Here is a 25,790-nt window from a genome sequence, read left to right on the forward strand (position 1 = left end):
AGCCCGATCAATTGTCACTGGCGCAACCGATGCCCTGCACCTGGTAGTCCAGCACGTGTTCGCGGCCTTGGCTGTCGAGGTAGTTGAGGCGTGCGGGGACGATGCCGCATTGGCCGTAGGTGTCGGTGCTCGACAGGACTTTTGCCACGTCCAGGTGGACGAAAAAGCCGGTTTTATCGTGGATCACGGGCTCGGCGGCAAACACGGAACCGGTAGCGAGCAACGCGGCAACGCCGAAGATAAACAGTTTCATGGCGGTATCTCTCTTAATGGGTTGGCTGCCAGGTCATGGCAGTGAGTTCACAGTAACCAGGGGGGCCGAACAGCCAACCAACAGGATGATGACAAGTGTGTAATGCAAGGCTTAAGGCTGGCGGCCCGAGGCTTCGAGGATCAGGTCGGTGATTTCCTTGGCGTGGGATACCAGCGACAAGTGGCTTGATGGCAACTCGATGGTGGTGGCGTTCATGCGTTTGGCAAGGAAGCGCTCCAGGTCCGGGTTGATAGTCTGGTCATTCGCCGACACCGCGTACCACGACGGCTTGGTGTGCCAGGCGGCATTGACGGTGCGGCCGCTGAAAAGCGTCTTGGTGATGGGTTGCTGTACGGCATACAGCTGCATGGCTTTGGCGCGCGGCACGTCGGCGGCGAAATACTTGAGGAAGGCGTCCTGGTTCAGGGTGAGGTAGCCGCCGTGATCTTCGACGCCGGCGCGTACAGGCATGGTCGGGTACTTGGCCGAGAGTGCAACGAAGTCTTCGTTGGCATCCGGAGCCCGGGCGGCCACGTAGACCAGGGCGCTGACGTTCGGGTTGACCCCGGCGTCGCTGACCACGGTGCCTGCGTAGGAATGGCCGACCAACACGGTAGGGCCGTCTTGCTGATCCAGCACACGGTTGGTGGCGGCGACATCGTCGGCCACCGAGGTCAGTGGGTTCTGCACGGCAGTGACGTGCAGCCCAGCGGCCTGGAGGCGGGTAATCACCTCGGACCAACTTGAGCCGTCAGCCCAGGAACCGTGCACCAGTACCACATTATTGGCTTTGACCGGCGCGACAGTGCCGGCCATGGCGGTGCCAGTGCCCAGCATCAGCAGCGTGGCGGCGATCAGGCAGAGTTTGCTTGCAGGTTTCATGGTGAAGACCCTTTTCATCAGTAGGAAGTGGCGTCATCCGGTGTGGGTGACTGACGACTCCACTGTATGAAGTGAGGGTGGTGACAAGACTTACCGTTTGATTACAAAGCTGTAATGCAATCGGGTCGGGAGCGTTTACAAGCGACGAGGTGATCCGTAGATTGCGTTGGGCCCATCATTTGTCTCCGTCCATGAGGAAGCCGCGCAGTGTCCATCCGAGGTTCAGCCGTATACAACCGCCGTTACCGTGCCTTTCTGTTCGATATGGATGGGACGTTGCTCAACTCCATTGCTGCCGCCGAGCGAGTGTGGAGCATCTGGGCTGAACGCCATGGTCTGGATGTGCCGGCGTTTTTGAAGACCATTCACGGTGCCCGCGCGATCGACACCATCACCCGCCAGGCACTGCCCGGCGTCGATCCCGAGGCTGAGGCGCGGTGGATCACCGAGGCAGAGCTCAATGATGTCGAGGGCGTTGTCGCGATTCCCGGTGCTGTCACGTTTCTGAACAGCCTGCCGGGCGATCAATGGGCACTGGTTACTTCAGCACCCAGGGAGCTGGCGTTGCGTCGCCTGCAAGCGGCGGGCATTGCGCCACCGGCGGTACTGGTGACGGCCGAAGATGTTGCCATCGGCAAGCCGAACCCCGCCTGCTACGTGCTGGGCGCGCAACGCCTGGGCGTGCCGGTGCAAGAGTGCCTGGTGTTTGAAGATGCGACGGTAGGCATCCGTGCGGGAGAGGCCGCAGAGGCGGATGTGATGGTCGTGACCTCGACACATCACACGCCAATGGTTACCGAGCATCCATCGATTGACGGGTACGAGCAGCTAAACGTACGGCGTGACGCACAAGGATTGTTGTACGTGCAGAACGCGGCGGGCTGACGCGAAAAGGCCGAGCCCGTTAACGGTCTCGGCCGTGTTCTGCGCTGGATGGATCGGGCGGCTGCATCCGGTCATTCCTCATGCTCTTGCGTGACTGCACCATCTCCCTGAGTATTTCATTGGCCAGCCCTGCGATCGCTTCGGCTCCGCGGTAATGCGCGCGCACGATCCCGGTAATTGCAAAATGGTCGGTTTCCGGCCCGCTGAGCACGACCGAAAGGGTTCCGTCAGCGTGCAACGTACAGGTCACCTGATAGCTCGGCAGCCGTGCCGCCAGTGCGGATTCGATCTGGGATTTGCTCAGGGTATCCATCTTGCGTCAGTGCCTTTTCCTGATCATGCACGCCCAAGCATAGGTCGTGTTGTGGTGCTGTAAATACCGGTGATCTGATAGCGAGCGGTGCCGCTTCAACGGGCCGCTTGCCGGCACAACTTACGCTGCACGGCTTTCTGGATGGGTTGGAGGCAGAACAGCAGCAGGTAGCCGCCGAGCAGCAGTGTCAGGTTCAGCCAGGAGTGGGGGGTGTTGGAGTCAGTGCCTTCGATTGCATGCCTCACGCCATACGCCAGCCCCACAACGATCAACCCGATCAATAGGGCAATTATCCAAGAAATGTAGGAAAAAGGCGGTGCGGTCGTAGGCCTCATCGACGTGCTCCTGAATGCACATGGATGGCTGAGTGTCAGTCAGGGGATTCGGCCGCGAATGAAACAACAAGTTCCAGGCGTGAAGACAGTTTCATCTTTCCACGAAGATGAACACGTTGGCGACGTCTATCACGCAACAAAGATCAGAGCAGTCCGAAGAAGTTTTCGCCAGCCATTACAGTGAACGAAAAGGCTGGCTACTGAAGGCGCTTCAAGGCGTCTGGTTTTTGTCCGGTGCAGTCAGGCCAGCCTGGATGCGCTGGTAGATCTCCTCGCGATGCACGGCAACATCTTTGGGGGCGTTGATGCCGATTCGTACTTGCTGGCCGCTTACGCCCAGGATGGTGATCGTTATGTCATCACCGATGTTTATGCTTTCACCGACTTTGCGGGTGAGTATAAGCATGGACTTCTCCTTGATTACTTTTAAGGACACATGTTTCAGACAGGGCAGGTGTCGGATGTGTGTAGCTTACTGCTAAGCGCTTCCCTGTGACTGCCTCTTTTAGGACGCATAGAGGCGACATTAATTCCCATGGCGGCATCATACAGGTCTGCGATACATGATTCGCATTGTTTAAGCCAACGTTTATGACGGCCAGAATAGACAGTGAATGATAAAGTCGCCTCTTTATCTTTTAAGGAGCAGGGCAGTGCGTAAAGTAGCGATGGCAATTGCGGTGTTGGCATTGGCCGGTTGCGGTGAAGGCAAAAGCGTCGATGCGCCCAAGCCCAAGCCTGCCGTGACCGAAAGCCAGCCCCAGACCGGTGCGATTGCCGCCCAGGAATGGGACGTTCGGGTAGGCCCGCCGGACCACAAGTTGCAGGCGATCACCGACCTCACGGCCTGGCTGCTGGAGCATGGTTTCAATTTTTACATCGTGAAAGTGGATGGCAAGGACGAAGTCCTGCTGGGGCCTTTCGCAACCAAGGCTGAAGCCGAGGCGAAACAGACCCTGCTCAACGAGAAAATGGCCCGCGCCAAAAAAACCGACACTGTGTCAGAAATCATTGAGCACAGTGCCGCCCAATAAGGGCCACGTGGGCGGGCGCCCCGCCCACGTTCAACCGCAGGCTTTGAGGTTTACCGGGCCGACAAATTCATTGCCACGCCCCATCACGCACGCCACGGTCTGGTTGCGTTGACGCTCCCAGGCCTGCACCGGGTAAGTCTTGTTCCAGGCTTCATATAGCTGGCGATCCTGTTTTGACAGGCGCAAGCCGTACTGCTTGCTCATGTAGAAATACGTGCGGGCGATCATCCCCCGAATGGAAGGGCGCGGCATGACCTTCTTGGCCTTGAAGTCCACCTGGGTCAGACAAGAGCCGTATTGCCCGTTTTGCACCGGCAGCCAACCAAAGCTGAAGTTGTTACGGTCCCCATTGACCTCGCCGATGCTCGGCACCAGGTTGTGCAGGTCGGCTTCGGCGCGCTTGAACACGTCGTCGTGACGCGTGCAGTTCTTGCGCCCGCCATCCTGCCAGCACTGACGCTGATGCCCGATCTGCCACGCTGGAACGATGTGCTCCCATTCGATGCGTGCGGCGCGGTTGGCGTTTTTGCGTGGGATGTAGCCACAGCCCTTCAAATCCACACGGTTGCCGGTGTATTTGCAACCGCAATAGAACTCGGTGGATTGTGGGGCGTAGAGCTTCCAGGCGACTTTCTTGGCTTCACTGAAGGTTCGGGGCGCCTGGGCGTGGGCGGTGAAGGTGAGAAACAGGCAGCACACAGCGATAAAACGGACACTCATTGAATCAATCTTCCTTCGGTACAACCCAGAAAATCTGTACACCGCCGTCGTCCCGATAGGCGAGGGTGACGTTGTCGTTTTCAGCGATTTCCTCCAGCAAACGCGCCCACTCATCCTCAGGCTCTTCCGGCAAACGGAAGATCAAGGCCGCCTTGGCTTTCTGCGCGTTGGTCGAATTGATGATCTTTTGCACACGAACAGCCAGGCGTTCGTAGGCATCGGGCGGGGTTGGCGCTGCGGAAGAGGACTTTGCCACGGAGTATTCCTTAATATGCTGTACGCACATACAGTATTTAACTGTAGGCGTTTTCGCAACTGCTTAAACTTCAAGAAGTCCGTCTGACAGCAAATCAGGCAATTTCGTGTAGGGCGGGGGCGGGGATTTGTAGGAGCGAGCAGGCTCGCTCCTACAGGACGCGGCTAGGAATCAGTATTCCCAGAACATCCGTTGCAGCTCTTTGCTGTCCTGGGTCTTGGTCAGGGCGACCATTGCCAGGATGCGGGCTTTCTGTGGGTTGAGGTCGAGGGCCGCGACCCAATCGTATTTGTCGTCAGGCTGTTCGGCGTTACGCAACACCATGCCGCCGGCATTCACGTGGGAAGAACGAATGATCTGCACACCTTGTTTGCGCAGTTCTACCAGTGCGGGCACGACTTTGGAGGACACAGAGCCATTGCCGGTGCCAGCGTGGATGATCGCTTTGGCGCCGGCTTGAGCCAGTGCCTTGTAGGCGGTATCGCTCACATTGCCATAGCCATAGGCAATCTCGACATCGGGCAGGCTCTTGATGTTCTTGATGTCGAATTCCGAATCCATGGTGTGGCGCTTGGCAGGCAAGCGGAACCAGTAGGACTTGCCTTCAACCACCATGCCCAGTGGGCCCCATGGGCTCTTGAACGCTTCGGTCTTGATATTGATCATCTTGCTGACGTCGCGACCCGACTGGATCTCGTCGTTCATGGTGACCAGCACGCCCTTGCCGCGTGCATCTTTGCTGCCGGCCACGGCCACGGCGTTGTACAGATTGAGCATGCCGTCTGCCGACATGGCGGTGCCTGGGCGCATGGAGCCGACCACCACGATTGGCTTGTCGGTTTTTTCCACCAGGTTCAGGAAGTAGGCGGTTTCTTCCAGGGTGTCGGTACCGTGGGTGATCACGATGCCGTCCACGTCCTTGCTGTCGGCCAATTCGGCGACGCGGCGACCCAGCTGCAGCAGGTTTTCGTTGTTGATGCTTTCGGACGCAATTTGCATCACTTGCTCGCCGCGCACGTTGGCGATCTGGCTAAGCTCAGGAACACCGGCGATCAATTGCTCGATGCCGACCTTGGCCGCCTGGTAGGTGGCACTGTTGGCCGCGCTGGCGCCGGCGCCGGCAATGGTGCCGCCGGTGGCGAGGATCACCACGTTGGACAGTTTGGTCTTGGATTCAACTTCCTTTGCCTGGGCGGCAACGGGGAACAGCAGCAGGAGGGCTAACGCGCCCGGAACAAAGTTTTTCAGTGCAGATTTCATTATTTTTCTCTCTGGTTTTTGATGAGTGCTGTAGCAGGTTCATCTAGAACACCCGGGCGATACTGAATGCCACGAGGTAACGGGGTAGAGCAGGATTTGTACCAGGCCGAGCGTGAATCCATTTACAAATTAAATCATTGATTTATAACAACTTATATTGAAATTTAATGGCGATTGACCCGGTGGGCGTCCGGCTTTCCGAACATCAGACGACATTGCGTTCGGTTGTCCGAAAGAGCTGGCGCTCGCTGCGTGGAGGTTTGCAGGCGTGACGCAGCACAGTCTGTCGTTTTAGAGAACGATCAAGCGCGCGCTATGTTTACAGACGTGGTTGTCTATCGCGAGGGAAGGGTGAGATGAAAGGCTATTTTCAACCGTTGACAAATCTCGACAAGGTTCTCATAGTTTGAACAACGCAAACGTTTGCGAGATGTTTCACGGAACACTCCTGGAGTATCGTGACAGCTCGTTTCAGCCACCCGGGTGGGAAGGCTGCCGAAGTGCCCTTCGGTGCAAGCGTTGCTCACAATAATCATAAGATCGGAGTGAACCCATGAAGCTGCCATTCGCTGGACGTCTTCTTGCTGTCGCTGTGCTTGCCGCCGCATCCGCTGCCCTGCCTCTCTCCTCTGCATTCGCTGATGACGCCGCCAAACCCAAGGTCGGCCTGGTCATGAAATCCCTCGCCAATGAATTCTTTGTCACCATGCAAGACGGAGCCAAGACGTACCAGAAAGAACACGCCGCCGATTTCGACATGATCACCAACGGGATCAAGAACGAAACCGACACCAGCGCGCAGATCGATATCGTCAACCAGATGATCCTCGCCAAGGTCAACGCGATCGTCATCGCACCCGCTGACTCCAAGGCGCTGGTCACCGTGCTGAAGAAGGCGTCCGATGCGGGTATCAAAGTCGTCAACATCGACAACCGCCTGGACCCGGACGTGCTCAAAAGCAAGAATCTCGATATCCCGTTCGTAGGTCCGGACAACCGCAAGGGCTCAAAGCTGGTGGGCGATTACCTGGCCAAGCAACTGGCTTCGGGTGACAAGGTTGGCATCATCGAAGGTGTGCCGACGACCACCAACGCCCAGCAGCGCACCGCAGGCTACAAGGATGCGATGGACGCTGCAGGCATGAAGATCGTTTCCACTCAATCCGGCAACTGGGAAATTGACCAGGGCCAGAAGGTCGCCTCCGCCATGCTGAGTGAATACCCGGACCTCAAGGCGCTGTTGGCCGGTAACGACAACATGGCGCTGGGCGCCGTCTCCGCTGTGCGAGCGGCAGGCAAGGCCGGCAAAGTACTGGTGGTCGGCTACGACAACATCGAGGCCATCAAGCCGATGCTGCAAGACGGTCGTGTGCTCGCCACCGCTGACCAGGCAGCTGCCCAGCAAGCTGTGTTCGGTATCCAGAACGCGCTCAAGCTGGTCAAGGGTGAGAAAGTCGACTCCAAAGACGGCGTGATCGAAACCCCGGTCGAACTCGTCCTCAAGAAGTAATCCTGGCAGTACCCAACAGCGCCCGCTCGTCCTGAGCGGGCGCCTGGAGATTTTCCTATGTCATCTTCCGCCCCGAACGCTGTCCTCTCGGTCAGCGGTATCGGCAAGACCTATGCCCAGCCGGTTCTGTCCGACATCACCCTGACGCTCAATCGCGGGGAAGTGTTGGCGCTGACCGGTGAGAACGGCGCAGGCAAAAGCACCTTGTCGAAGATCATCGGCGGGCTGGTCACACCGACCACCGGGCACATGCAGTTCAATGGCCAGGATTTCCGCCCTGGCAGCCGCACCCAGGCCGAAGAGCTGGGCGTGCGCATGGTCATGCAGGAGCTCAACCTGCTGCCGACCCTGACTGTCGCCGAAAACCTGTTCCTGGATAACCTGCCCAGCCATTGTGGCTGGATCAGCCGCAAGCAACTGCGCAAGGCTGCGATCGAGGCCATGGCCCAGGTCGGCCTGGATGCTATCGACCCGGATACACTGGTCGGCAGCTTGGGGATTGGCCATCAGCAGATGGTCGAAATCGCCCGCAACCTGATCGGCGACTGCCATGTACTGATCCTCGACGAACCCACGGCCATGCTCACTGCCCGCGAAGTCGAGATGCTTTTTGAGCAAATCACCCGCCTGCAGGCCCGGGGCGTGGCGATTATCTACATTTCACACCGGCTGGAAGAGCTGGCGCGTGTGGCCCAGCGCATTGCGGTGTTGCGCGACGGCAAGCTGGTCTGTGTCGAGCCGATGGCCAACTACAACAGCGAGCAACTGGTCACCCTGATGGTGGGGCGTGAGCTGGGCGAGCACATTGACCTGGGCCCACGCACCATCGGCGGCTCGGCCCTGACGGTGAAAGGCTTGACCCGCTCGGACAAGGTCCGCGACGTGTCCTTCGAAGTACGCGCAGGCGAAATCTACGGTATCTCCGGCCTGATCGGCGCGGGGCGGACTGAATTGTTGCGCCTGATCTTCGGCGCCGACCTGGCCGACAGCGGCACTGTGGCGCTCGGTTCGCCGGCCCAGGTCGTGAGCATCCGCTCGCCCGTGGACGCGGTAGGTCATGGCATTGCCCTGATCACCGAAGACCGCAAGGGGGAAGGCTTACTGCTGACCCAGTCCATCAGTGCCAACATTGCCTTGGGCAACATGCCGGAGATCTCTGGCGGGGGCGTAGTCAACAGCCGCGACGAAACCGCCTTGGCCAAGCGTCAGATCGACGCCATGCGCATCCGCAGTTCCAGCCCGGCGCAGTTGGTCTCCGAGCTGTCCGGCGGTAACCAGCAGAAAGTGGTGATCGGCCGCTGGCTGGAGCGCGATTGCTCGGTAATGCTGTTCGATGAGCCGACCCGTGGCATCGACGTCGGTGCCAAATTCGATATTTATGCCTTGCTTGGCGAATTGACCCGCCAGGGCAAAGCGCTGGTGGTGGTGTCCAGTGATCTGCGTGAACTCATGCTGATCTGCGACCGCATCGGCGTGTTGTCCGCCGGTCGCTTGATCGAGACCTTCGAGCGCGACAGCTGGACCCAGGACGAATTGCTCGCCGCCGCCTTTGCCGGCTATCAGAAACGTGATGCGCTGCTCAACGATGCAGTGCTTAGGGATACCCCATGAAAACCACAACTTCCCCCGGCAAGACTGGCGGCAACTTCTACGGCCTCGGCACCTACCTGGGCCTGGCGGGCGCCTTGCTGGCGATGATCGCTCTGTTCTCGGTGCTCAGCGACCACTTCCTGTCCTATGACACCTTCAGCACCCTGGCCAACCAGATTCCAGACTTGATGGTACTGGCGGTGGGCATGACCTTCATCCTCATCATCGGCGGCATTGACCTGTCGGTGGGGTCGGTACTGGCACTGGCGGCGTCGGCCGTCAGCGTGGCGATCCTCGGCTGGGGCTGGAGTGTGTTGCCGGCTGCCGTGCTGGGTATGGGCTGTGCAGCCTTGGCCGGTACCATCACCGGCTCGATCACCGTGGCCTGGCGCATTCCGTCGTTTATCGTGTCCCTCGGCGTGCTGGAGATGGCCCGTGGCGTCGCGTACCAGATGACCGGCTCGCGCACTGCCTACATTGGTGATTCGTTTGCCTGGCTGTCCAATCCGATTGCCTTTGGTATTTCGCCGTCGTTCATCATCGCCTTGCTGGTGATCATCGCCGCACAGCTTGTACTAACGCGCACCGTATTTGGTCGTTACCTGATCGGTATCGGCACCAACGAAGAGGCCGTACGCCTGGCGGGGATCAATCCCAAGCCCTACAAGATCCTGGTCTTCAGCCTCATGGGCCTGTTGGCAGGTGTGGCTGCGCTGTTCCAGATCTCGCGCCTGGAAGCGGCGGACCCGAATGCCGGCTCCGGCCTTGAGCTGCAAGTGATCGCGGCGGTGGTGATCGGCGGTACCAGCCTGATGGGCGGGCGCGGTTCGGTGATCAGTACCTTTTTTGGTGTATTGATTATTTCGGTATTGGCGGCAGGCCTGGCGCAGATCGGCGCCACGGAACCCACGAAGCGCATCATTACCGGTGCCGTGATCGTGATTGCCGTGGTCCTCGATACCTACCGCAGTCAGCGCGCCAGTCGGCGAGGCTGAACCATGGCAACGATCAAGGATGTGGCAGCGCTTGCAGGTATTTCCTACACGACGGTGTCTCATGTGGTGAACAAGACGCGCCCGGTCAGTGAGCCGGTGCGCATCAAGGTCGAAGCGGCGATCAAACAGCTCGACTACGTGCCCAGTGCCGTCGCGCGTTCGCTCAAGGCCAAGACCACAGCCACCATCGGTTTGTTGGTGCCCAACAGCCTCAACCCGTATTTTGCCGAGTTGGCCAGGGGCATCGAGGATTACTGCGAGCGTAACGGCTATTGCGTGATCCTGTGCAACTCCGACGACAATGCCGAAAAGCAGCGCAACTATTTGCGCGTGTTGCTGGAAAAACGCATCGACGGCTTGATCGTAACTTCGGTGGGCGGCGATGACAGCGGCCTTGCCGCTGGATTGAGCGCGGTACGTACGCCCATGGTGATTGTCGACCGGGCGCTGGATGGCATCGACGTGGATTTGGTGCGTATTGACCACGAGGAGGGCGCCTACCTGGCGACCCGACACTTGCTCGAACTGGGCCATCGAGACATCGCCTGCATCGGCGGACCTGCCCATACCCGTGTCGCGCAAATGCGCTTGGCGGGCTATCACCGTGCGCTGCGAGAGGCAGGCGTAACGGTGGCAGCCAATCGCACCCAGGAAAGTGACTTCACCAGCACGGGCGGTTATACCGCCGCCGTGCAATTGTTGACGGAAAATCCGCCCAGCGCGATTTTTGCCAGCAACGATATGATTGGTTTCGGCGTGTTGCGCGCAGCAGCGGAGCGTAACATCCGCGTGCCGGGCGAGCTGTCGGTGATCGGTTTTGATGACATTCAAATGGGCCGTTATGTCTACCCGGCGTTGACCACGGTCGGGCAATCGATCGTGCAACTCGGCGAGACGGCGGCCGAACTCTTGCTGCGAAGAATTGCAACACCCCACATGCCGATCGATCAACGTATCGTGACGCCGAGCATTGTGTTGCGCGAGTCGACGGCGCCCGTCGCCGGTACATTTGCCCAATACCGCTGAATCGAATTGATGAGTACTGATGTATGCCAGCAAAAGTAGTGGTAGTAGGCAGCTTGAACATGGACCTGGTGACCCGCGCCAGCCGGCTGCCGCGTGCCGGTGAAACGCTGATCGGCCAAACGTTTTCCACGGTGCCTGGCGGTAAGGGCGCGAACCAGGCTGTAGCTTCGGCACGCTTGGGGGCCGATGTTTCAATGATTGGCTGCGTTGGCAGCGATGCCTATGGCAGTCAGTTGCGCGAGGCATTGCTGGTGGAAGGCATCGATTGCCAGGCCGTGAGCACCGTGGACGGCTCCAGTGGCGTGGCCCTGATCGTGGTCGATGACAGTAGCCAGAACGCGATTGTGATCGTGGCGGGCAGTAACGGCGAACTGACGCCTGCGTCGTTGCAGGCGTTCGACGCAGTATTGCAGGCGGCTGACGTGATCGTCTGCCAGCTGGAAGTCCCGATGAATACGGTGGGCTATGCGCTCAAGCGCGGCCGTGAGCTGGGTAAGACGGTGATCCTCAACCCGGCTCCGGCCAGCGGTCCATTACCGGCTGAGTGGTATGCATCGATCGACTATTTGATCCCCAATGAAAGTGAGGCCTCCGCACTCAGCGGCGTGACAGTCGATTCGATTGACGCTGCCAAAGTGGCTGCGACCCAATTGATTCAGGCGGGCGCCGGCAAAGTCATCGTCACCCTGGGGGCTCAGGGCGCGCTGTTTACCGACGGCCAGCGCTTTGAGCATTTGCAGGCGCCGAAGGTCAAGGCAGTCGACACCACGGCTGCGGGGGACACCTTTGTTGGTGGCTTTGCCGCGGCGTTGGCCAACGGCAAAAGCGAGGCCGAGGCCATCCGTTTTGGCCAGGTCGCGGCGGCACTGTCGGTCACCCGTGCCGGTGCACAGCCCTCTATTCCAACGCTGCACGACGTACAAGGTTTTGTGCCCTCATGAAAAAGACACCTCTGCTCAATATCGCCCTGTCGCGCGTGATCGCCTCTCTGGGGCACGGTGACATCCTGGTGATCGGTGATGCCGGCCTGCCGGTGCCGCCGGGCGTCGAGCTGATTGACCTGGCGTTGACCCAGGGCATCCCGGATTTCATCAGCACCTTGCGTATCGTGCTCAGTGAAATGCAAGTGGAGAGCCATGTGTTGGCCGAAGAAATCCTGCTCAAGCAACCGCCGGCACTGGCTGAACTCAACGCACTCACAGAACAGACCGCCCTCGGTGAGCGGCGCCTGGTCAGCCATGAAGAATTCAAACAGCTCAGCCGCAAGGCACGCGCCGTGGTGCGCACTGGCGAATGCCAGCCTTACTGCAATATCGCGCTGGTGTCCGGCGTAACGTTCTAGCGTTCTCAACGACAAGGAGTGTTTTATGCAATGTAGTCTTCCAACCCTGAAAAACCTGTTCCGGAGTGTTCTGCTTTTGTCCGCACTCACTGCTGCAAGCGCCCAGGCGGCGGAAAAGATCGATCTGATCATCGACACCGACCCCGGCGCTGATGACGTGGTGGCCTTGCTGTTCGCCATGGCCTCTCCGGATGAGCTGAACATCCGCGCGCTGACCACCGTCGCCGGCAACGTTCGCCTGGACAAGACCTCCCGTAACGCCCGGCTGGCCCGTGAGTGGGCAGGGCGGGAAGAAATCCCGGTGTACGCCGGTGCGCCGGCACCTCTTCTGCGCAAACCGATCTACGCCGAGAACATCCATGGCAAGGAAGGTATTTCCGGTGTCACCGTGCATGAGCCCAAAAAGGGCCTGGCGGACGGCAATGCCGTTGATTACCTGATCAAGACCCTCAGCACCGCCAAGCCTCACAGTATCACCATCGCCATGCTTGGCCCGCAGACCAACCTGGCGCTGGCATTGACCCAGGCGCCGGAAATCACCCAAGGCATCAAGGAAGTGGTGGTGATGGGCGGTGCGCACTTCAATGGCGGCAATATCACCCCGGTGGCGGAGTTCAACCTGTTCGCCGACCCGGTTGCAGCCGAGATTGTGCTCAAGAGCGGCGTAAAGCTGACCTATCTGCCGCTGGACGTGACCCACAAGGTACTGACCAGCGAAGCACGCTTGAAAAAGATCGCCGACATCAAGAACAACGCGAGCAAGGTGGTGGGCGATATTCTTAACGAATACGTCAAGGGCGACATGGAGCACTACGGCATTCCTGGCGGCCCGGTGCATGACGCTACCGTTATCGCCTACCTGCTCAAGCCTTCGCTGTTCAGTGGTCGTCAGGCCAATATGGTGGTGGATAGCCGTGAAGGCCCGACCTTCGGCCAGACCATCGTCGATTGGTACGACGGCCTGAAGCAGGACAAGAATGTGTTCTGGGTTGAGAATGGCGACGCGCAGGGCTTCTTCGATTTGTTGACTGAGCGCCTGGCGCGCCTGAAGTAAGGGGTTGACCGGTCGGCGTTCGCTGGCCGGTTCTTATTCGCGCTCGGGGTCGTGTGCCCCCATGTGATCGGCCGGATACTTTTCGAATATCTGGCCGATAAACGCTTGCGCCGCCTGCGTGCCCAGTTCCTTGACCAGTAGGTCGATACCAATGATTGCCAATTCCTCTGGGCTGCCAGGACTGTAGGAGCTTTGTCCTTGTGGCCACTTGGCTTTGATGTCGGCTTGGAGCGTTACGGTGGTCATGACTGTCTCGCGGGGTTGAGAGTACTGGGCAATGCGCTGGAACGCGGTTCTTACCGGGCCAGTTAACCATTTTGTACCGCGTTTGGCACTGATACTTAGGCATGAGGCGATTCGGAATGACGGCGACGCTGTGCGACACTGTTCGCCTGTTTAATTGCCGGGGACACCACGTGCAGATCGATTTGAACAATCCCGAGAACCTGACATTGGGAAATGTGCGCCTGCTGCTCGCCAGTGCCAGCGACGACGAACATACCCAGTTGCGCGTGACCAAGGCCGGAATCGCCTATATCTCCTCTGGGAGGGTGGTAGGTGGTGTGGATATCGACGGGCTGCTGTTCCGCCTGGAGACCTGGGCAAAAGGCTCTGGATACGTAGGTAATGTGGCCGCCAGCGATGAAGTCTGGGTGACGCAGATTTTCAATGCGCTGAAGGAAAACTGGCCGAAGCCGGCGTTCGACTACATCGACATCTACTGAACACATTCATATCTGGTCACGATTGACCGGGCGAATGCCTGCCCAGAGTCAGGCAGACTTGCCCAGCGGCGGTTTACGTCTTGAAACCAATCCGCCCAATCGCTGTCGCACGATCTCTGTCCATTTTTTATCATAGGAGGCTTCATGCCTTGGAAGCTCGCATCATTCGGTACTTTGTTGGCAGCGCTCGCGTTGGCGGGTTGCAGCACCCAGGGCGCCTCTGAGCCAGCCAAAGACGCCGTGGCCGATGCCGGTCATAGCCGCTGTGAGTCGAAGGCCGCCGAATTCACCATCGGCCAGAAAGCCTCGCCCCAGTTGCTGGAGCAGGCCCGTACCCGTGCCGGTGCCCAGAACGCACGCATCCTCAAGCCTAACGATATGATCACGCTGGAGTACCGCTCCGACCGCTTGAATCTGAACACCGACGATAACCTGGTGATCACGCGGGTCAATTGCGGGTAAACCGCTCCAGGCTTTAGCAGCGCCCATAAAAAACCCCGTCACATGGACGGGGTTTTTTTAGCTCAGCGGAGAATTACTCGCCGCGAACCTGTGCAGCTTGCATACCCTTTTGGCCTTTCTCAGCCACGAAGGAAACGGTTTGGCCTTCTTTCAGGCTTTTGAAACCGTCGCTTTCGATAGCTTTGAAGTGTACGAACAGGTCGTCACCGCCACCTTGAGGAGTGATGAAGCCGAAGCCTTTTTCATCGTTGAACCATTTAACGGTGCCGGTTTGGCGATTAGACATGGTGTATCTCCAAGAAACATATATTTTCAGTAGTGCTGTGCTGCTCAGGCCAACTGGGCACACCGGGCTATCATAGTCGAAATGTTCGACTTGGGAGCCCCCCCAAGGCATTGTTTGCTAATCAATAGCGTCGCATTAAGTGCTTTGGTCGGCTGAAAGCCCCGAATTACGGGGCTTTGGCTCGAAATATCAGCTAGTAAAAAAAGCCGTAAAAGCTGTGTAATTTGTGCGAAATGGCAGTTTTCGGGCCATTTTTTCGGCAAAACAGCTGTGTGATCAGCCGCAAATCTTACTTTTTCTTCACCACTTTGCAGGACGAAATAGCCGCGACCGCTTTGTTTTTAAGCTCCGGGCTGGCGTTCTGATTGGTCATCAGTTCCTTGATTTCGGCAGTGCTCAATTCGGCGTTGATCTTGTCGGCGCCACATTCGCAGTGGGCTTTGGCAGTTTTGACGTCTACGTTCTGGCTGGCAGCTGCGCTGCAATCGCTGACGAAGCTATCGCGAGCACCGGCTGGCCAGTTGGACGGGGCTGCTGCGTGCGCGCCAAGGGAAAGAACAGTCAGGGAAGCGGCGAGAGCGAGAGTAGAGGTAAAACGCATCATGAGGATGCTCCTTTGGGTCGAGGACGAACGGCGATTCTCAGTGGGTTTGAGGTAGTGCGTACAGCTCAAGTTCACTTTTGCAGCTATAAAGGCCGGATTTTGTCGTTACGCAAGATAGCAGCGCCGCGATGACCGTTCATCTGTGCTAGGATCTTGCGCTTGGCTATTTCCAGGCGCGCCAATTGCCGCCTTGCCATATTCTTTTTAGCTCACTCCAGTCACTCTGGTTCGATTATCGGTTGGCCGAAAGGCTCCTGCCGCTGTAAGGCAGGCGTTCATTACTGAGCGGCCTGGTGTTGGATCTTGTACTGGCTCATCCCAACCCACGTGACCTTTGGTAGGGGTCACCACTAGGAGAGGAGGCGCCATGCCAACTATTACTCTTCCCGACGGCAGTCAACGTTCATTCGATCATTCGGTTTCCGTAGCCGAGGTCGCCGCATCCATTGGTGCTGGCCTGGCCAAGGCCACCGTGGCCGGCAAGGTTGACGGCAAGCTCGTCGACGCCAGCGACCTGATCACTCGCGATGCCAGCCTGCAAATCATCACGCCCAAGGATCAAGAGGGGCTGGAGATCATTCGCCACTCTTGCGCGCACCTGATTGGCCATGCGGTCAAGCAGCTGTACCCAACGGCGAAGATGGTGATCGGTCCGGTCATTGAAGAAGGCTTCTATTACGACATCGCCTACGAACGTCCTTTCACTCCGGACGACCTGGCTGCCATCGAGCAGCGCATGCATGCGCTGATCGAAAAAGATTACGACGTGATCAAGAAAGTCACGCCGCGCGCCGAAGTGATCGACGTGTTCACCGCCCGTGGCGAAGACTACAAGCTGCGCCTGGTGGAAGACATGCCGGACGAGCAGGCCATGGGCCTGTACTACCACGAAGAATACGTCGACATGTGCCGTGGCCCGCACGTGCCGAACACGCGCTTCCTCAAGTCGTTCAAGCTGACCAAGCTGTCCGGCGCCTACTGGCGTGGCGACGCGAAGAACGAGCAACTGCAACGGATCTACGGCACTGCCTGGGCTGACAAGAAGCAGCTGGCGGCCTATATCCAGCGCATCGAAGAAGCCGAGAAGCGCGATCACCGCAAGATCGGCAAGCGCCTGAACCTGTTCCACCTCCAGGAAGAAGCGCCGGGCATGGTGTTCTGGCATCCGAATGGCTGGACCCTGTACCAGGTGCTTGAGCAGTACATGCGCAAAGTACAGCGCGAGAACGGTTACCTGGAGATCAAGACTCCCCAGGTCGTTGACCGTAGCCTCTGGGAAAAGTCCGGGCACTGGGCCAACTACGCCGACAACATGTTCACCACGCAGTCGGAAAACCGCGACTACGCCATCAAGCCGATGAACTGCCCTTGCCACGTGCAGGTGTTCAACCAGGGCCTGAAAAGCTACCGCGAGTTGCCGATGCGCCTGGCCGAGTTCGGTGCCTGCCACCGTAACGAGCCATCGGGTGCGCTGCACGGCATCATGCGCGTGCGTGGCTTTACCCAGGACGACGCCCACATCTTCTGCACCGAAGAGCAGATGCAGGCTGAATCCGCCGCGTTCATCAAGCTGACCATGGACGTTTATCGCGATTTCGGCTTTACCGACGTCGAGATGAAGCTGTCCACTCGTCCGGAAAAACGCGTCGGTTCCGATGAGCTGTGGGATCGCGCCGAAGCTGCACTGGCCGCTGCGCTCGACAGCGCGGGCCTTGCGTACGACCTGCAGCCGGGCGAGGGCGCTTTCTACGGTCCGAAGATCGAGTTCTCACTGAAAGATTGCCTTGGCCGCGTCTGGCAGTGTGGTACCCTGCAGCTCGATTTTAACCTGCCGATCCGTCTGGGCGCCGAATACGTGTCCGAAGACAACAGCCGTAAACACCCGGTCATGCTGCACCGGGCGATCCTCGGCTCGTTCGAACGGTTCGTCGGGATCCTGATCGAGCACTACGAGGGTGCATTCCCTGCGTGGCTGGCTCCGACCCAGGCAGTGATCATGAATATCACTGATAAACAGGCAGATTTTGCCGCTGAAGTTGAAAAAACACTCAACGAAAGCGGATTTCGTGCCAAGTCCGACTTGAGAAATGAAAAGATCGGCTTTAAAATCCGCGAGCATACTTTGCTCAAGGTTCCCTATCTTTTGGTTATCGGAGATCGGGAAGTCGAGATGCAGACTGTCGCTGTGCGTACTCGTGAAGGTGCTGACCTGGGCTCGATGCCCGTCGCCCAGTTCGCTGAGTTCCTCGCGCAAGCGGTTTCCCGGCGTGGTCGCCCAGATTCGGAGTAATTATTATTAAGCGTGAAATGAGACAAGATAAACGAGCTGCACCGAAAGCCCCGATCAACGAGAATATCTCGGCACGCGAGGTTCGGTTAATTGGCGCTGACGGCGAGCAGATTGGCATCGTCTCGATTGATGAAGCGCTTCGTATCGCTGAAGAGTCCAAATTGGACCTGGTGGAAATCTCCGCCGACGCAGTCCCGCCTGTTTGCCGGGTGATGGACTACGGCAAGTCGATCTTCGAAAAGAAGAAGCAGATTGCTGCGGCGAAGAAGAACCAGAAGCAGATTCAAGTAAAAGAAATCAAGTTTCGTCCAGGGACGGAGGAAGGGGATTACCAGGTAAAACTGCGCAACCTGGTACGTTTCCTGAGTGATGGGGACAGGGCCAAGGTATCCTTGCGATTCCGCGGCCGTGAGATGGCCCACCAGGAGCTGGGGATGGAACTCCTCAAGCGGGTTGAAGCTGACCTGCTGGAGTACGGTTCCGTCGAGCAGCATCCTAAGATGGAAGGACGCCAGCTGATTATGGTCATCGCCCCGAAAAAGAAGAAGTAATCAACAGGGCACGGCAGGCCTTCTGATTATGTTTATCAACTGAATGCGGAGTATCCGAACATGCCAAAGATGAAGACTAAAAGTGGTGCTGCTAAGCGGTTTCTGAAAACTGCTAACGGTATCAAGCACAAGCACGCTTTCAAGAGCCACATCCTGACCAAAATGTCGACCAAGCGTAAGCGTCAACTGCGCGGTAGCAGCTTGCTGCATCCGTCTGACGTGGCAAAAGTCGAGCGCATGCTGCGCCTTCGTTAATTTTTGGATCAAGAATAGAGGAAGTAACTCATGGCTCGTGTAAAGCGTGGCGTCATTGCCCGTAAACGTCACAAAAAAATTCTGAAACTTGCTAAAGGCTACTACGGCGCGCGTTCACGCGTATTCCGTGTTGCCAAGCAAGCGGTAATCAAGGCAGGCCAATACGCCTACCGTGACCGTCGTCAGAAAAAACGTCAGTTCCGCGCTCTGTGGATCGCTCGTATCAACGCTGGTGCACGTGTTAACGGTCTGTCCTACAGCCGTTTCATCGCTGGCCTGAAAAAAGCGTCCATCGAGATCGACCGTAAGGTTCTGGCTGATCTGGCAGTGAACGAAAAAGCGGCGTTTGCTGCGATTGTCGAGAAAGCTAAAGCCACCTTGGCTTAAGTACCCCCGACAGTCACCTTGGGTTACGCTGTAGCCCAAGGTGTTAAACGTCATAAATAGGGGAAGAGCCTTCAAGCTCTTCCCCTATTTTGTATCTGGAGTCTGTACATGGAAAACCTGGACGCGCTCGTCGCCCAAGCCCTTGAGGCTGTGCAAAGCGCTGAAGATGTAAATGCCCTGGAGCAAATCCGGGTTCACTACCTTGGCAAAAAAGGTGAATTGACTCAGGTGATGAAGACCCTGGGGAATTTGCCGGCTGAAGAGCGTCCGCAAGTCGGTGCGCTGATCAACGTCGCCAAGGAGCGTGTCACAGAGGTGCTCAATGCGCGCAAGGCGACCATGGAGGAGGCCGATCTCGCGGCCAAACTCGCCGCCGAGTCCATTGATGTAACCCTGCCTGGTCGCGGCCAGGCCTCGGGCGGTCTGCATCCGATCACCCGGACTCTGGAACGTATCGAGCAGTTCTTCACCCACATCGGCTACGGCATTGCCGAAGGCCCTGAGGTCGAAGACGATTATCACAACTTCGAGGCGCTCAACATCCCAGGCCACCACCCGGCCCGGTCGATGCACGACACCTTCTATTTCAACGCGAACATGCTGTTGCGCACCCATACCTCGCCGGTACAGGTCCGCACCATGGAAGCGAACAAGCCGCCGATCCGCATTGTCTGCCCAGGCCGTGTGTACCGCAGCGACTCCGATATCACCCACTCGCCGATGTTCCACCAGGTCGAAGGCCTGCTGGTTGATCGCGACATCAACTTCGCCGACCTCAAAGGCACCATTGAAGAATTCCTGCGGGTGTTCTTCGAGAAGGAGCTGGCGGTGCGGTTCCGTCCATCGTTCTTCCCGTTCACCGAGCCATCCGCTGAAGTCGACATGGAATGTGTGATGTGCAGCGGTAAAGGCTGCCGTGTCTGCAAGCAGACCGGCTGGCTGGAAGTGATGGGCTGCGGCATGGTTCACCCTAACGTGCTGCGCATGTCCGGCATCGATCCGGAAGAGTTCTCGGGCTTTGCCTTCGGCATGGGCGTTGAGCGTCTGGCCATGCTGCGTTACGGCGTGAACGACTTGCGTCTGTTCTTCGACAACGACTTGCGGTTCCTCGCGCAATTTCGCTAGTCGTAACGAATCTTTAGGAGAGCAGGATGAAATTCAGTGAACAATGGCTGCGTGGCTGGGTAAGCCCGCAGGTAGATCGTGACGAGCTGGTTGCTCGTCTGTCGATGGCCGGTCTTGAGGTCGATAGCGTTACCCCGGCCGCCGGTGTCTTCAGTGGCGTGGTGGTGGGTGAGGTGCTGAGCACCGAGCAGCACCCTGACGCCGACAAGCTGCGTGTATGCCAGGTCAGCAATGGCGCGGAAACCTTCCAGGTCGTGTGCGGAGCGCCCAATGTGCGCCCGGGCCTGAAGATCCCGTTCGCCATGATCGGTGCCGAGCTGCCGGGCGACTTCAAGATCAAGAAGGCCAAGCTGCGCGGCGTCGAGTCCAACGGCATGCTGTGCTCCCAGGCAGAGCTGCAGGTAGGCGAGGGCAACGATGGCCTGATGGAACTGCCGGCCGATGCGCCAGTGGGCCAGGACATCCGTGTTTACCTGGAGCTGGAAGACGCCAGCATTGAGGTCGACCTGACCCCGAACCGCGGTGACTGCCTGTCCCTGGCTGGCTTGGCCCGTGAAGTCGGAGCGCTGTATAACGCCCCGGTCACCCGCCCAGTCGTCGCTGCCGTGCCTGCGGTGCACGACGAAGTACGCCCGATCGAAGTGCTGGCGCCCAACGCTTGCCCGCGCTACCTGGGCCGTGTGATCCGCAACGTCGACCTGTCCAAGCCAACCCCGCTGTGGATGGTTGAGCGCTTGCGTCGCGCCGACGTGCGCAGCATCGACGCTGCCGTCGATATCACCAACTACGTGATGCTGGAGCTGGGCCAGCCGCTGCACGCTTTTGATCTTGCCGAAATCAACGGCGGCATCCGTGTGCGCCTGGCCGAAGAAGGCGAGAAGCTGGTGCTGCTCGATGGTCAGGAAGTCAGCCTGCGTGCCGATACCCTGGTGATTGCAGACCACTCCCGCGCCCTGGCGATTGCCGGCGTGATGGGGGGCGAGCACAGCGGCGTGTCCGCGACCACTCGCGATATATTCCTTGAGAGTGCGTTCTTCGACCAGATCGCCATCGCCGGCAAGGCCCGCTCCTACGGCCTGCACACCGATGCATCGCACCGCTATGAGCGCGGCGTGGACTGGAAGCTGGCGCGTGAAGCCATGGAGCGCGCCACTGGCCTGCTGCTGGAAATCACCGGTGGCGAAGCCGGCCCGATCACCGAAACCGTGAACGAGCAGTACCTGCCGTCTGTTGCGCCGATCATCCTGCGTGCCAAAAGTGTCGAGCAGATGCTTGGCCTGGTGATCGAGCCGGCTGAAATCGAACAACTGTTGTCCGCCCTCGGCCTGGGTATTTCCGCAGGCGGGGAAGGGCAGTGGACCGTTGAAGTGCCAAGCCATCGCTTCGATATCAGTCTGGAAGTTGACCTGATCGAAGAATTGGCTCGCCTCTACGGCTACAACCGTCTGCCGGTTCGTTACCCGCAAGCGCGCCTGGCGCCACAACCCAAGGCCGAGGCGCGTGCGCACTTGCCCGAGTTGCGTCGTCTGCTGGTTGCCCGTGGCTACCAGGAAGCGGTGACCTACAGCTTCATCGATCCCAAGCAGTTCGAGCTGTTCAACCCAGGCGTCGAGCCGCTGCTGTTGGCCAATCCGATCTCCAACGACATGGCGGCCATGCGTTCGTCTCTGTGGCCAGGTTTGGTGAAAGCGCTTTCCCACAACCTGAACCGTCAGCAAGACCGTGTGCGCATGTTCGAAAGCGGCCTGCGCTTCGTCGGTCAGTTGGACGGCCTGAAGCAAGAGCCGATGCTGGCTGGCGTGGTTTGCGGCAGCCGTCTGCCGGAAGGTTGGGCACAGGGTCGCGACGCTGTGGACTTCTTCGACGTCAAGGCTGACGTGGAAGCGGTGCTGGGTTTTGCGGGTGCTCTGGATGCCTTCACCTTTGTACCGGGCAGCCATCCTGCATTGCACCCTGGCCAGACTGCGCGCATCGAGCGCGAAGGTCGCCTGGTAGGCTTCGTCGGTGCCATTCACCCTGAGCTGTCGAAAACCCTCGGTCTCGACCGTCCGGTCTTCGTGTTTGAGCTGGTTCTGGCTGAAGTGGCCTCTGGCAAGATGCCTAAATTCAGCGAGTTGTCGCGCTTCCCTGAAGTGCGCCGTGACCTGGCCCTGATCGCCGACCGTGAAGTGGCCGCCACTGCCGTTCTGGAGGTAATCCGTGAAAATGCAGGGGAATGGCTGACAGACCTCAGGCTATTTGACGTCTATCAGGGTAAAGGTATTGATCCGCATAGAAAAAGCCTTGCAGTTGGCTTGACCTGGCAGCATCCATCGCGCACTCTTAATGACGATGAGGTGAATACCACGACACAAAATATCCTCACCTCGCTCGAACAAAGGTTGAACGCCACGTTAAGGAAGTGACGTATGGGGGCTTTGACGAAAGCTGAGATGGCGGAACGTCTGTACGAAGAGTTGGGTCTGAACAAGCGCGAGGCCAAGGAATTGGTCGAGCTGTTTTTTGAAGAGATCAGACACGCTCTGGAAGACAACGAACAGGTCAAATTGTCCGGTTTCGGCAATTTTGACCTGCGGGACAAACGCCAGCGGCCTGGCCGCAATCCAAAAACGGGAGAAGAAATCCCGATCACGGCTCGCCGTGTGGTCACCTTTCGTCCAGGGCAGAAGTTGAAGGCCCGAGTTGAGGCTTATGCTGGAACCAAGTCATAACGACGAGCTACCCGTCATCCCAGGCAAACGCTACTTCACCATTGGTGAAGTCAGCGAGCTCTGTGCGGTAAAACCGCACGTACTGCGCTATTGGGAGCAGGAGTTTCCTCAACTCAACCCCGTCAAACGCACCGGGAACCGTCGGTATTATCAGCGCCAGGATGTGCTGATGATCCGACAGATCCGTGCGTTGCTGTACGATCAGGGGTTCACCATCAGCGGCGCGCGCCAACGCATGTCCGGTGATGAAGCCAAAGACGACACCACCCAATACAAACAAATGATCCGCCAGATGATCGCCGAACTCGAAGATGTGCTGGTGGTTCTGAAAAAGTAATTCCGGCTTTTAAAATACTTCCACATTTCAAAAGCTTGCGGTATATTCCGGATCGCTTCGTCAAGAAGCGAACCCAGTAACACGCCTAGTCGGGGCGTAGCGCAGTCCGGTAGCGCACTAGCATGGGGTGCTAGGGGTCGAGTGTTCGAATCACTCCGTCCCGACCATTATTCCTGAGTAAAATCAGACAGTTAAGCCGATCAGATAGATCGGCTTTTTTGTGCCTGCGCGAAGCTGCCTGGGATGTCGCTGGTATTCGGCTCAAGGGCTGTGTTCTGGCCAGTCGGGTTGCCACCTTCAGCTCTGGCAATTGCTCTGAAAATTTCCAACCGATTCATGTCTTTTTGTCGTCGGCCAGCGGGGCAGTCGGTTGGGCTTTCTCTTCGAATCAGCCTTGGCCCTTCAAGCCCTCAGGCGTTGGACAACTGAAACCGATAGCCCACGCCGTACAATGACTCGATGGGTGTTTCCCCTGGGCACGCCTGCTCCAGCTTGCGCCGTAGGTTGCGGATATGACTGTCCACCGTACGGTCGGTGACCACGCGGTGGTCGGAGTAGAGCTTGTCGAGCAGTTGGTCGCGGGAAAATACCCGGCCGGCGGAGCGTGCAAAAGTGCTCAGCAGGCGTAACTCCAGAGGCGTGAGGTCCAAAGCGACGCCGTCGAGTGATGCGCGGTACTGGGCTTCGTCGATCAGCAGTCGCGGTGGGGTGTTGCTCAGCAATTGGGGGCCACGGCGCAGGATGGCCTTGACCCTGGCAACTACCTCCCGGGGGCTGAAGGGCTTGCAGATGTAGTCGTCGGCGCCCAGGTCCAGGCCCAGCAGGCGGTCCACTTCTTCGACGCGGGCGGTGATCATGATGATCGGCACGGCACTGAAACCGCGCAGGTCCTGGCACACTTGCATGCCGTCGCGCCCTGGCAGCATCAGGTCGAGCAAAATCAGGCGAGGGGGGCGGGCGCGCACGGTCGGTACCACCTGAAGGCCATTGTGCAGGCACAGGGTCGGGTAGCCCGCTGCGGCCAAGTAATCCTGCAGCAATGCGGCCAGTTTCGGTTCGTCTTCAACGATCAGGATCGGGCGTTCTTCGCTCATGGGTCAGGTATTCCGTGGGAGGCGCAGGCTCAGCCAAAGGCCACCGAGGGGGGAGTGAGCGGCGCTGAGGCTGCCGCCGTGGGCGAGGGCGATGCTGTGGCAGATCGCGAGCCCCAGGCCGGCCCCGCCACTGGCACGGTTGCGCGAGGATTCGCCGCGATAGAAGCGCTCGAACAGGCGCGGCAATTGCTCGGCCGACACACCAGGGCCGGAGTCGAGGATGTCGATGCATACGTCAGCGCGATCCAGGGCGACGCGGATACGTATTAGCCCATTCGGGTCGGTGTAGCGCACCGCATTTTCCAACAGATTGGAGAACAGTTGCTGCAAGCGACCGGCATCGGCCAACAGTTCCACGGGCGGTGCTGGCAAATCCAGTTCGAGGCGCAGGTGGCGCGCATTCAAGCGCTCCTGGAACATCGACACACTGGCGCGCAGCAGTGGCTCCAGTGCGCAGGCGCTCTTGCGGTAGGTCAGCGCCCCAACATCCGCCAGGGACAGTTCATACAGGTCATCCACCAGCTTGCTGAGCATGCTCACTTCGCCCTGCAAGGACTGCATCGAGCCTGGGTCGAGGGTGCGTACGCCATCCTCGATAGCCTCCAGCTCGCCGCGCAAGACCGACAGCGGGGTACGCAGTTCGTGGGACACATCGGCCATGAATTCGCGGCGCATCTGCTCATTGCGTTCCAGGGTGTAGGCGAGTTGGTTGAAGTCACGGGCCAATTGGCCGACTTCGTCATTGGAACTCACTGCCACCCGGCTGCTGAAGTCGCCGCTGGCCAGGCGATGTGTTGCCGCAGCCACCCGCTTGACCGGCTCCAGCAGCGTGCGGGCGATCCACCAGGCAATCAGCATCGCCAGCAGCAGTGAGAAGGCGCCCATGACCAGGCTGGTGCGTAACTGGTATTGCTGGAATCGTTCGCCGCCGGCTTCGGTCACGCTCTGGAACGGTGTCACGGCCAGCCAGCCCACGGTTTCATCGGCCACCACAATCGGGCGTAGCAGGGCGTCCGTGCCGATGTCCGGGTAGCCGTTCACGCGCTTTTTATATTTATCCAGCAGGGCGATCCGAAACAGGGCGCCCGTCAGGTCCGAAGCCATGGGCGAGCGCAAGTCGTTCTTCGCCGGGTCTGCGCCGAGTTCGGGCCGCATGATCTCAAACCAGCGATCCGGCTGGTTACGCAGGAACTCCCAATTGCCCTCACGCGCGTAAGCACTGGCCAGACGTGGCAGCACGGGCGCCATGCGCTCCAGTGCCTGCTCATTGAGGTACCCGAGAAAGCCGCGTCCAAAACTCCAGCTCGTCGCCAGGCCCATGCTCAGGATGACCAACAACACACCGGCCAGTACCGCAATAAACAGTTTGGTGGAGATACTGAACTTCATGCAGATGGGCCGTTAAAAATAGGTGGGACCATTTAGGCCCTAGTGAGGGATAGATTCAACCCGGCTGGGCAATCTTCAATTTTCCTGCACATTTGCCTCGCAGGATGGCGCTGACTCAA

General features: G+C 58.7%; 32 protein-coding genes and 1 tRNA gene. 20 read left to right on the forward strand and 13 right to left on the reverse strand.

Annotated elements, in window-relative coordinates; translation table 11 throughout:
• Positions 1–7: 7 nt before the first annotated feature.
• The gene (locus AB4O08_RS22085) at positions 8–253 is read right to left on the reverse strand and encodes a DUF2790 domain-containing protein (protein ID WP_010209091.1); all 246 of its coding nucleotides are present in this window, start codon (positions 251–253) and stop codon (positions 8–10) included.
• A 111-nt stretch (positions 254–364) separates the two neighbouring features.
• On the reverse strand, positions 365–1,135 hold the full coding sequence (locus AB4O08_RS22090) for an alpha/beta fold hydrolase (protein ID WP_042571791.1): 771 nt from the start codon (positions 1,133–1,135) through the stop codon (positions 365–367).
• 207 nt (positions 1,136–1,342) lie between these two features.
• On the opposite strand from AB4O08_RS22090, the gene AB4O08_RS22095 reads away from it, so the two are divergent.
• Positions 1,343–2,020, forward strand: coding sequence for an HAD family hydrolase (locus AB4O08_RS22095; protein WP_044287547.1), 678 nt, complete (start codon positions 1,343–1,345; stop codon positions 2,018–2,020).
• A gap of 19 nt (positions 2,021–2,039) precedes the next feature.
• On the opposite strand, the gene AB4O08_RS22100 is transcribed toward AB4O08_RS22095, so the two are convergent.
• From AB4O08_RS22100 to csrA, 3 genes are all read right to left on the reverse strand, one after another.
• Entirely contained in the window at positions 2,040–2,333 is a 294-nt protein-coding gene (locus tag AB4O08_RS22100; RefSeq protein ID WP_010209097.1) for a hypothetical protein, read from the reverse strand.
• A 95-nt stretch (positions 2,334–2,428) separates the two neighbouring features.
• Positions 2,429–2,668, reverse strand: coding sequence for a hypothetical protein (locus AB4O08_RS22105; protein WP_029529087.1), 240 nt, complete (start codon positions 2,666–2,668; stop codon positions 2,429–2,431).
• Positions 2,669–2,879: 211 nt separating this feature from the next.
• Positions 2,880–3,074 carry a carbon storage regulator CsrA gene (csrA, locus tag AB4O08_RS22110; protein WP_003192511.1) on the reverse strand — a complete coding sequence of 65 codons (195 nt, stop codon included), beginning with the start codon at positions 3,072–3,074 and terminating at the stop codon, positions 2,880–2,882.
• Between the two features lie 262 nt (positions 3,075–3,336).
• Between csrA and AB4O08_RS22115 the strand changes: the two genes are divergently transcribed.
• Positions 3,337–3,702, forward strand: a complete 366-nt coding sequence (locus AB4O08_RS22115) for an SPOR domain-containing protein (RefSeq protein WP_021491190.1) — start codon at positions 3,337–3,339, stop codon at positions 3,700–3,702.
• 30 nt (positions 3,703–3,732) lie between these two features.
• Here the strand turns inward: AB4O08_RS22115 and AB4O08_RS22120 are convergent, their stop codons facing one another.
• From AB4O08_RS22120 to AB4O08_RS22130, 3 genes are all read right to left on the reverse strand, one after another.
• On the reverse strand, positions 3,733–4,422 hold the full coding sequence (locus AB4O08_RS22120) for an endonuclease (RefSeq protein ID WP_010209100.1): 690 nt from the start codon (positions 4,420–4,422) through the stop codon (positions 3,733–3,735).
• A 4-nt stretch (positions 4,423–4,426) separates the two neighbouring features.
• Positions 4,427–4,678, reverse strand: coding sequence for a DUF1654 domain-containing protein (locus tag AB4O08_RS22125; RefSeq protein ID WP_010209101.1), 252 nt, complete (start codon positions 4,676–4,678; stop codon positions 4,427–4,429).
• A gap of 171 nt (positions 4,679–4,849) precedes the next feature.
• Entirely contained in the window at positions 4,850–5,938 is a 1,089-nt protein-coding gene (locus tag AB4O08_RS22130; protein ID WP_010209102.1) for an asparaginase, read from the reverse strand.
• 553 nt (positions 5,939–6,491) lie between these two features.
• Between AB4O08_RS22130 and AB4O08_RS22135 the strand changes: the two genes are divergently transcribed.
• Genes AB4O08_RS22135 through AB4O08_RS22165 form a run of 7 tightly spaced genes read left to right on the forward strand, consistent with a single transcriptional unit; the run spans position 6,492 to position 13,455 of the window.
• Positions 6,492–7,448 carry a sugar ABC transporter substrate-binding protein gene (locus tag AB4O08_RS22135; protein WP_010209103.1) on the forward strand — a complete coding sequence of 319 codons (957 nt, stop codon included), beginning with the start codon at positions 6,492–6,494 and terminating at the stop codon, positions 7,446–7,448.
• A gap of 57 nt (positions 7,449–7,505) precedes the next feature.
• Positions 7,506–9,059, forward strand: coding sequence for a sugar ABC transporter ATP-binding protein (locus tag AB4O08_RS22140; RefSeq protein ID WP_044287546.1), 1,554 nt, complete (start codon positions 7,506–7,508; stop codon positions 9,057–9,059).
• Positions 9,056–10,033 (forward strand): ABC transporter permease, encoded by a 978-nt coding sequence (locus tag AB4O08_RS22145; protein WP_010209107.1) that lies wholly within the window; start codon positions 9,056–9,058, stop codon positions 10,031–10,033. The genes AB4O08_RS22140 and AB4O08_RS22145 overlap by 4 nt, the downstream gene beginning before the upstream one ends.
• Positions 10,034–10,036: 3 nt before the next feature.
• Positions 10,037–11,059, forward strand: coding sequence for a LacI family DNA-binding transcriptional regulator (locus AB4O08_RS22150; RefSeq protein ID WP_010209108.1), 1,023 nt, complete (start codon positions 10,037–10,039; stop codon positions 11,057–11,059).
• 23 nt (positions 11,060–11,082) lie between these two features.
• Positions 11,083–12,000, forward strand: a complete 918-nt coding sequence (gene rbsK, locus AB4O08_RS22155; RefSeq protein WP_010209111.1) for a ribokinase — start codon at positions 11,083–11,085, stop codon at positions 11,998–12,000.
• Positions 11,997–12,401, forward strand: a complete 405-nt coding sequence (gene rbsD, locus AB4O08_RS22160; RefSeq protein WP_010209113.1) for a D-ribose pyranase — start codon at positions 11,997–11,999, stop codon at positions 12,399–12,401. Before rbsK ends, rbsD begins: the two co-directional genes overlap by 4 nt.
• A gap of 25 nt (positions 12,402–12,426) precedes the next feature.
• Positions 12,427–13,455 (forward strand): nucleoside hydrolase, encoded by a 1,029-nt coding sequence (locus AB4O08_RS22165; RefSeq protein WP_021491189.1) that lies wholly within the window; start codon positions 12,427–12,429, stop codon positions 13,453–13,455.
• 33 nt (positions 13,456–13,488) lie between these two features.
• Here AB4O08_RS22165 and AB4O08_RS22170 read toward each other — a convergent pair whose 3' ends face one another.
• Positions 13,489–13,701, reverse strand: a complete 213-nt coding sequence (locus tag AB4O08_RS22170) for a hypothetical protein (protein WP_010209115.1) — start codon at positions 13,699–13,701, stop codon at positions 13,489–13,491.
• A 170-nt stretch (positions 13,702–13,871) separates the two neighbouring features.
• Here AB4O08_RS22170 and AB4O08_RS22175 point away from each other — a divergent pair, with 170 nt between their 5' ends.
• Both AB4O08_RS22175 and AB4O08_RS22180 read left to right on the forward strand, forming a co-directional pair.
• Complete coding sequence (locus AB4O08_RS22175) at positions 13,872–14,180, forward strand: hypothetical protein (protein WP_029529088.1); 309 nt, start codon at positions 13,872–13,874, stop codon at positions 14,178–14,180.
• A gap of 144 nt (positions 14,181–14,324) precedes the next feature.
• On the forward strand, positions 14,325–14,642 hold the full coding sequence (locus AB4O08_RS22180) for an I78 family peptidase inhibitor (RefSeq protein WP_010209117.1): 318 nt from the start codon (positions 14,325–14,327) through the stop codon (positions 14,640–14,642).
• Positions 14,643–14,715: 73 nt separating this feature from the next.
• Here the strand turns inward: AB4O08_RS22180 and AB4O08_RS22185 are convergent, their stop codons facing one another.
• Together AB4O08_RS22185 and AB4O08_RS22190 are read right to left on the reverse strand one after the other, a co-directional pair.
• Positions 14,716–14,928: a cold-shock protein gene (locus AB4O08_RS22185; protein WP_003234260.1), complete on the reverse strand. Its 213-nt coding sequence runs from the start codon at positions 14,926–14,928 to the stop codon at positions 14,716–14,718.
• A gap of 289 nt (positions 14,929–15,217) precedes the next feature.
• A complete protein-coding gene (locus AB4O08_RS22190; RefSeq protein ID WP_010209119.1) occupies positions 15,218–15,532 on the reverse strand; it encodes a hypothetical protein in 315 nt (104 codons plus the stop codon).
• A 367-nt stretch (positions 15,533–15,899) separates the two neighbouring features.
• Here AB4O08_RS22190 and thrS point away from each other — a divergent pair, with 367 nt between their 5' ends.
• The 9 genes from thrS (at position 15,900) to AB4O08_RS22235 (ending at position 23,355) form a co-directional block, all read left to right on the forward strand.
• Positions 15,900–17,822, forward strand: a complete 1,923-nt coding sequence (gene thrS, locus AB4O08_RS22195; protein ID WP_010209120.1) for a threonine--tRNA ligase — start codon at positions 15,900–15,902, stop codon at positions 17,820–17,822.
• Positions 17,822–18,373 carry a translation initiation factor IF-3 gene (gene infC, locus AB4O08_RS22200; RefSeq protein WP_169850653.1) on the forward strand — a complete coding sequence of 184 codons (552 nt, stop codon included), beginning with the start codon at positions 17,822–17,824 and terminating at the stop codon, positions 18,371–18,373. Before thrS ends, infC begins: the two co-directional genes overlap by 1 nt.
• Positions 18,374–18,433: 60 nt before the next feature.
• Positions 18,434–18,628: a 50S ribosomal protein L35 gene (rpmI, locus tag AB4O08_RS22205; RefSeq protein ID WP_002553160.1), complete on the forward strand. Its 195-nt coding sequence runs from the start codon at positions 18,434–18,436 to the stop codon at positions 18,626–18,628.
• Between the two features lie 30 nt (positions 18,629–18,658).
• Complete coding sequence (gene rplT / locus AB4O08_RS22210) at positions 18,659–19,015, forward strand: 50S ribosomal protein L20 (RefSeq protein ID WP_002553161.1); 357 nt, start codon at positions 18,659–18,661, stop codon at positions 19,013–19,015.
• 108 nt (positions 19,016–19,123) lie between these two features.
• Positions 19,124–20,140 carry a phenylalanine--tRNA ligase subunit alpha gene (gene pheS / locus AB4O08_RS22215; RefSeq protein ID WP_010209123.1) on the forward strand — a complete coding sequence of 339 codons (1,017 nt, stop codon included), beginning with the start codon at positions 19,124–19,126 and terminating at the stop codon, positions 20,138–20,140.
• A gap of 26 nt (positions 20,141–20,166) precedes the next feature.
• Entirely contained in the window at positions 20,167–22,545 is a 2,379-nt protein-coding gene (gene pheT, locus AB4O08_RS22220) for a phenylalanine--tRNA ligase subunit beta (protein ID WP_460114348.1), read from the forward strand.
• 3 nt (positions 22,546–22,548) lie between these two features.
• On the forward strand, positions 22,549–22,851 hold the full coding sequence (ihfA, locus tag AB4O08_RS22225) for an integration host factor subunit alpha (RefSeq protein ID WP_002553164.1): 303 nt from the start codon (positions 22,549–22,551) through the stop codon (positions 22,849–22,851).
• Positions 22,832–23,188 carry a MerR family transcriptional regulator gene (locus tag AB4O08_RS22230; RefSeq protein WP_010209127.1) on the forward strand — a complete coding sequence of 119 codons (357 nt, stop codon included), beginning with the start codon at positions 22,832–22,834 and terminating at the stop codon, positions 23,186–23,188. The genes ihfA and AB4O08_RS22230 overlap by 20 nt, the downstream gene beginning before the upstream one ends.
• A 90-nt stretch (positions 23,189–23,278) precedes the next feature.
• Positions 23,279–23,355, forward strand: a tRNA-Pro gene (locus AB4O08_RS22235).
• Between the two features lie 243 nt (positions 23,356–23,598).
• On the opposite strand, the gene AB4O08_RS22240 is transcribed toward AB4O08_RS22235, so the two are convergent.
• Both AB4O08_RS22240 and baeS read right to left on the reverse strand, forming a co-directional pair.
• The gene (locus AB4O08_RS22240; RefSeq protein WP_460114349.1) at positions 23,599–24,282 is read right to left on the reverse strand and encodes a response regulator; all 684 of its coding nucleotides are present in this window, start codon (positions 24,280–24,282) and stop codon (positions 23,599–23,601) included.
• A gap of 3 nt (positions 24,283–24,285) precedes the next feature.
• Positions 24,286–25,671, reverse strand: coding sequence for a sensor histidine kinase efflux regulator BaeS (gene baeS, locus AB4O08_RS22245; RefSeq protein ID WP_010209129.1), 1,386 nt, complete (start codon positions 25,669–25,671; stop codon positions 24,286–24,288).
• Positions 25,672–25,790 lie beyond the last annotated feature (119 nt).

The organism is Pseudomonas sp. H3_E07 (genome assembly GCF_054668895.1).